This is a genomic window from Mesorhizobium sp. M1169 (genome assembly GCF_040318345.1).
GTDB lineage: Bacteria > Pseudomonadota > Alphaproteobacteria > Rhizobiales > Rhizobiaceae > Mesorhizobium.
The window spans coordinates 1-4,257 of record NZ_JAMYME010000094.1 but is presented as its reverse complement, the minus strand read 5'-3'; the positions used below and the strand labels follow the sequence as shown (position 1 = coordinate 4,257).

Sequence of the window (4,257 nt, the reverse complement as noted above, 5' to 3'; positions counted from 1 at the left end):
CGCGCGAAAAATATGACGACATGCCGCTGCTGGTCGACCCGAGCGGCATCTATGTCCGGCCGGAGGGCTCGGTCTACATCACCGGGGGCGCCGAGGCGGAAGAGGGCGAAGGACCGGCCGATCCCGCCGACTTCGACCCCGACTGGCCGCTGTTCGAAGAGGTGATCTGGCCGGTGCTGGCGACCCGCATTCCAGCCTTCGAGGCGATCAAGCCGACGCGCGCCTGGGTCGGCCATTACGACTACAACACGCTCGACCAGAACGCGGTGATCGGCCCGCACCCGGAGGTCGGCAATTTCCTCTTCGCCAACGGGTTTTCCGGTCACGGCTTGCAGCAGGCTCCGGCGGTCGGCAAGGCGCTGGCCGAACTGATAGTGCATGGCGGCTATCGCACGGTGGATTGCTCGGCGTTCGGGTACAGCCGGATTGCCGACGGGCGGCCGTTTCGGGAATTGAATGTAATTTAACGCTGGCGCGAAGGGATGCTACCGTTGCTTGGTGGATTAAGCCGCCGCCAAGCCGCCCGTACCAAGATACGCCTGAAGCCAGCCCAGCACCCGGGCCCAGCCTTCGGCATGCTTCGTTGCGGCAGCAGCGATGCCGGCGAAGCCGCCATGGCAGATGGTGACGCGTGTGCCGCCGGCGATCGGCTCCAGCAGCCAGGCGACTTTGGTTTCGCGGCGGCCAAGCGTCGGATGGTCCCAGTCGTATCTCCGCGTCTGCACGATCCGGCGCGGCTCTTCGATCTCCAGGAATTCGCCGCTGGCGGGCAGGTGTCTGCCGGCCGCCGTCTCGACGGTGACGCTCCAGCGGCCGCCGACGCGGAGGTCGGCCGCCCATCCGGTCATCCGGTAGGTCCTGGCGGACCCCCACCAGCGCTCGACCTCGTGTGTAACGAGCGCGTCAAATATCCGCTCGGGCGGCGCGCGAACATCGGCGCTCGCCATGACGGTCTCGCCATTGGTCATGCTGTGCACCGCGGAACCGTGCATCACCTGTCCTCCAGAAGGTTTCGCTATCGAAACGACCTCAAGCTTTCGACGCCGGGCGCGACAGGCCTTTGCCGGTTTCGAGCAGGCTCTTCAGGCTGGACAGGATGAGCGGCCAACCGTTCGCCACATGGCCAAGCAGCTTGTGCGGTCCATCGGCTTCATGTGTGATGGCGAGCTTCATCATCTCGCCCTCCTGCTCGATGGCGAAGGTGCAGCGTGTGTAGCCGTCCGCCTTGACCTCGGGCATGAACTCGTTGCGCCATTTGAGCACGATGCGCTTGGGTGGATCGATCTCGAGGACCTCGCCGCTGTCGGTGACGCGGCCGTCGGTGTAAACCATCTTCCACGCCGAACCTTGTTTCCAGTCGCTTAGCATCTGAGCGCCGAGGAAATATTGCCGCTGGAACTCCGGCTCGGTCAGTGCTTGCCAGAGTTTTTCGGGCGAAGTGCGGATGTAGGTGACATAAACGAAAGTGTTGCTCATCAGTCTTCCCTTTCGAGACGTTTCTTCAAATCGCCGAGGGCGCCCAGTCGCCCCCGCTCGAATTTGCCGATCCAGCGTTCGGCGATCTCGTTGATGGGAACGGGATTCAGATAATGTTGCTTCTCGCGTCCCTTGCGGATGGTGGCGACGAGGTTTGCTTCTTCCAGGATCGCCAGATGCTTGGTCACCGCCTGGCGCGTCATGTCCATCTCACCGCACAGCGCGTTCAGCGTCTGTCCGTTCCTGGCATGAAGGCTGTCCAGCAATCGCCGGCGTGTCGGGTCGGCCAAGGCCCGAAAGACATCATCCATGCTCATGACCCTAATATGCAACTATTTGGTTGCATGTCAAGAGGCAGAATCTTGGCCAAGGATGCGCGGGTTGAGGTCGCTGGGAGTGGATTTCAGCGCTTGCGGCCGAACCAGAATGCGTTGGGCATGCGCTCCATGCCGATACGCTCATAGAAGCCGACGACGTCGGGCATGGAGATCAGGCTGATGGCAACGGAAGGTCCGAGTTGCCGGCGTGCCTCATCCATCAGACCCTTGCCGATACCCAGCCCTTGCGCCGATGCAGAAACAGCGAGCTCGGAGATATAGCAGACCCAGGAAAAGTCGGTGATGCCGCGAGCGACACCAACCAGCGGCTTGCCCGGTGCATCGATGCGCGCGGTGAGCACCAGGTCGGCACTCGTGAGCATCGCCTTCAAACGGGCATGATCATCGACGGGCCGTGTCTCGCCGAGGCCGGATTCCACCAGAACGCGGCGGAACTCGGCGATGCCGAGGCCCGGTTCGCTGGCGTAAAGGATCGTGGATCGCGTTGTCATGTCGACAAAAGTGCACCATGGGCCGGTGGTTTTGAAGCTGTTTTGTACCGATTTTGTGTCTCGATCGACGACGGAAGTCCAAAAACAGCCGTCTTTTATTTGCCCGCGGCATTGTGTAAACCGAGCGCCAGCAATTCCCCGCAACGAGAAGAAGACGGGCAAGAACCATGGAAAAATTCACCAAGCTCACCGGTGTCGCCGCGCCGATGCCGATCGTCAATGTCGACACCGACATGATCATCCCCAAGGATTATCTCAAGACGATCAAGCGCACCGGGCTCGGCACCGGCCTGTTCGCCGAAATGCGTTACAAGGACGACGGCTCGGAAAACCCGGACTTCGTGCTCAACAAGCGGGCCTACCGCAAGGCGCAGATCCTGGTCGCCGGCGACAATTTCGGCTGCGGCTCGAGCCGGGAACATGCGCCGTGGGCGCTGCTCGATTTCGGCATCCGCTGCGTCATCTCGACCTCGTTCGCCGACATTTTCTACAATAACTGCTTCAAGAACGGCATCTTGCCGATCACCGTCAGCCCGGAAGACCTGGAGAAGCTGATGGACGATGCCTCGCGCGGTTCCAACGCGACGCTGTCGGTTGATCTCGAAGCCAAGGAAATCCGCGGGCCGGACGGCGGCGTGGTCAAGTTCGACCTCGACGAATTCAAGCGCCACTGCCTCTTGAACGGCCTCGACGATATCGGCCTGACCATGGAGAAGGCCGGCGCCATCGCTTCGTTCGAGAAGAAGAACGCTGCTGAGCGCCCCTGGGCCTGAGCGGTAGGATGACCTGGCCGCGACAGGCCGGGTTCGTGGCGGCTGAACGGAGGGGACAGTCATGACACGTTCGCTTCTTGCCGGGGCCTGCGCGCTGGCGTGGATTCTGATGCCGGTGGCAGGGGCGCATGCACAGACCGACATGGTGCTCGTGCCGGCTGACGATTCGTCCGGCGGGGCCGCCGACCAGGGCGCGTTGAGCAATGCGGCCCTAGCCGACAATGACAAACAGGCGCCGATCTCGTTCGAGGGCGGCCAGCTGACCATCACTCAGGAGGAAGAGTACGGGGAACGGGTACTCGCTTTCGACGGCAAGGAACTGGCGCGCAATTACGACGTCTTCTTCGACAAGATCGTCGAGGTCGGCGGCGTCAAGGTGGCGCTGGTCGATGTCGGCGACGGCGGCAATCAATGCGGCCCAGCCAAGGTGATCGTTTGGAAGCCGGAAGGCGGCACGATCCAGACGGTCACGGTCGAGCAGGATGAATGCGGCGCGCCGCCGGCCGCGATCTCCGACAGCGCCGTCTATTTCGTGCCCTATCTGCTGCCGGGTGATTCCAAGCCGGCGCTGCAATGGTCGCCGACGGCCGGACTGACGACGTCCGGCAATCTGACCTACATGCCGGAGCCGGGCACGGACTGGAAGGACGTCGATCCGTCGAAATACGACAACATCATCGACGCCTTCCACAACGAGGCCGTCTACAAGCAAGCTGAGACGCTGCTTGGCAAGGACATGCCCGACATGGCGACCAGCCTGCTGGTCGGCGGCGGCACGGAAAAAACCGCGTCGGGCGCCTTTTTTGCCAGCGGCTGCGTGCCGCATGATTGCGGCGGCAATGACGGCTTCATGGCGGTCGACCCGGTCAACCGGAAGCTCTATTTCGCCCGCCGCGGCGACAAGCCCGAGCCGGACGCGTGGCCAGCGGTGAGTACATGGCCGGCCGACGTCAAGGAAGCGCTGGACAAGGCGCTGGGGTCGGCGAATTAGGTTTTTTGCGCGGCGCGGCGACTACCCTGCTTTCGTCATCCTCGGGCTTGACCCGAGGATCCATGCCGTAACATCGGCCGAAGAACCGTTGTGTCGCTCGGATGTCACGGCATGATGGGGTGGACGGCGCCCGACGGCATCGGATGTGCCAGAATGAGTTCGTTGAGATCTCAAACAAGGGAGCCGTC

The 4,257-nt window shown here is 62.6% G+C and carries 7 protein-coding genes; 3 read left to right on the top strand and 4 right to left on the bottom strand.

What is annotated here, in order from left to right; all coding sequences use genetic code 11:
• Nucleotides 1-467, top strand: a 467-nt coding sequence (locus NKH41_RS33825) for an NAD(P)/FAD-dependent oxidoreductase (RefSeq protein ID WP_352935944.1), incomplete at its 5' end; no start/stop codon positions are given.
• A 36-nt stretch (nt 468-503) separates the two neighbouring features.
• On the opposite strand, the gene NKH41_RS33820 is transcribed toward NKH41_RS33825, so the two are convergent.
• The 4 genes from NKH41_RS33820 to NKH41_RS33805 all read right to left on the bottom strand — a co-directional run bounded on the left by NKH41_RS33820 (nt 504) and on the right by NKH41_RS33805 (nt 2,305).
• The gene (locus tag NKH41_RS33820) at nt 504-992 is read right to left on the bottom strand and encodes an SRPBCC family protein (RefSeq protein ID WP_352773397.1); all 489 of its coding nucleotides are present in this window, start codon (nt 990-992) and stop codon (nt 504-506) included.
• 37 nt (nt 993-1,029) lie between these two features.
• Nucleotides 1,030-1,476: an SRPBCC family protein gene (locus NKH41_RS33815; protein ID WP_352773400.1), complete on the bottom strand. Its 447-nt coding sequence runs from the start codon at nt 1,474-1,476 to the stop codon at nt 1,030-1,032.
• Nucleotides 1,476-1,787, bottom strand: coding sequence for an ArsR/SmtB family transcription factor (locus tag NKH41_RS33810; protein ID WP_352770332.1), 312 nt, complete (start codon nt 1,785-1,787; stop codon nt 1,476-1,478). Before NKH41_RS33810 ends, NKH41_RS33815 begins: the two co-directional genes overlap by 1 nt.
• Before the next feature lie 92 nt (nt 1,788-1,879).
• Nucleotides 1,880-2,305 carry a GNAT family N-acetyltransferase gene (locus NKH41_RS33805; protein WP_352773403.1) on the bottom strand — a complete coding sequence of 142 codons (426 nt, stop codon included), beginning with the start codon at nt 2,303-2,305 and terminating at the stop codon, nt 1,880-1,882.
• A 167-nt stretch (nt 2,306-2,472) separates the two neighbouring features.
• Between NKH41_RS33805 and leuD the strand changes: the two genes are divergently transcribed.
• Both leuD and NKH41_RS33795 read left to right on the top strand, forming a co-directional pair.
• Nucleotides 2,473-3,078, top strand: coding sequence for a 3-isopropylmalate dehydratase small subunit (leuD, locus tag NKH41_RS33800; protein ID WP_352773406.1), 606 nt, complete (start codon nt 2,473-2,475; stop codon nt 3,076-3,078).
• Between the two features lie 61 nt (nt 3,079-3,139).
• Entirely contained in the window at nt 3,140-4,069 is a 930-nt protein-coding gene (locus tag NKH41_RS33795; RefSeq protein ID WP_352773409.1) for an Ivy family c-type lysozyme inhibitor, read from the top strand.
• Nucleotides 4,070-4,257: the final 188 nt, after the last annotated feature.

Bases quoted from the DNA above. Each gene is read 5' to 3' on its own strand.
- NKH41_RS33805 (WP_352773403.1), bottom strand. From the start codon at position 2,305: ATGACAACGCGATCCACGATCCTTTACGCCAGCGAACCGGGCCTCGGC.
- NKH41_RS33795 (WP_352773409.1), top strand. From the start codon at position 3,140: ATGACACGTTCGCTTCTTGCCGGGGCCTGCGCGCTGGCGTGGATTCTG.
- NKH41_RS33815 (WP_352773400.1), bottom strand. From the start codon at position 1,476: ATGAGCAACACTTTCGTTTATGTCACCTACATCCGCACTTCGCCCGAA.
- NKH41_RS33810 (WP_352770332.1), bottom strand. From the start codon at position 1,787: ATGGATGATGTCTTTCGGGCCTTGGCCGACCCGACACGCCGGCGATTG.
- NKH41_RS33820 (WP_352773397.1), bottom strand. From the start codon at position 992: ATGCACGGTTCCGCGGTGCACAGCATGACCAATGGCGAGACCGTCATG.
- leuD (WP_352773406.1), top strand. From the start codon at position 2,473: ATGGAAAAATTCACCAAGCTCACCGGTGTCGCCGCGCCGATGCCGATC.